The sequence below is a fragment of the Lysobacter zhanggongensis genome (genome assembly GCF_046638635.1).
Lineage (GTDB): Bacteria > Pseudomonadota > Gammaproteobacteria > Xanthomonadales > Xanthomonadaceae > Novilysobacter > Novilysobacter luteus.
Map to the genome: position 1 here is coordinate 1 of NZ_JBJXHK010000190.1, position 492 is coordinate 492.

Genomic DNA, 492 nt, shown 5'->3' on the forward strand with positions numbered 1-492 from the left:
GACCGGCGGGTGCTGCATCGCCGCCACCAGCAGCCCGGCGACCGCGCCAGCGAACCGCTCCTGACTGGCCGGGCTGAGCCGCGACGCGATGGCGTTGAGACCCGCGAGGCTGCGGTCGGCGGCAGGGTCGAGCAGGCGGCACATTACCTGCGCGTCGGCCGGATCGCGGCTGCCGGCGTGGACGGCCTGGAACAGCGCATCGATCTCGGCGTCGGGCGCACGCGCCAACAGCTCGGTCCCGTCGGCAACCAGCACCGAGGGGTCGAAGCCCCACTGCTCGATGGCGCTGGCCGGCTGCTGTGCGGAAGCGGCGCCGGCCGCAAGCCACAACACGGCAGTCGCGACGAAGGGGAAACGGGCGGTCGATGACATGGCGGACACGTGCGACGGTGGACCGGCACGACTCTAGTCCGCGCCATCTGAACGCCGCGTCGCGGCCGCTCAGGCGCCGCGGTCGGTGCGCAGCTCGCGGGTCGCGCGTGGGTCGCCGGC

At 74.2% G+C, this 492-nt stretch carries 1 protein-coding gene; it reads right to left on the reverse strand.

Features of this window, described 5'->3' with window-relative positions; genetic code table 11:
- The coding region (locus ACKVMH_RS13625; protein ID WP_412700682.1) for a hypothetical protein at positions 1-372 on the reverse strand (372 nt) is incomplete at its 3' end.
- Between the last annotated feature and the right edge of the window lie 120 nt (positions 373-492).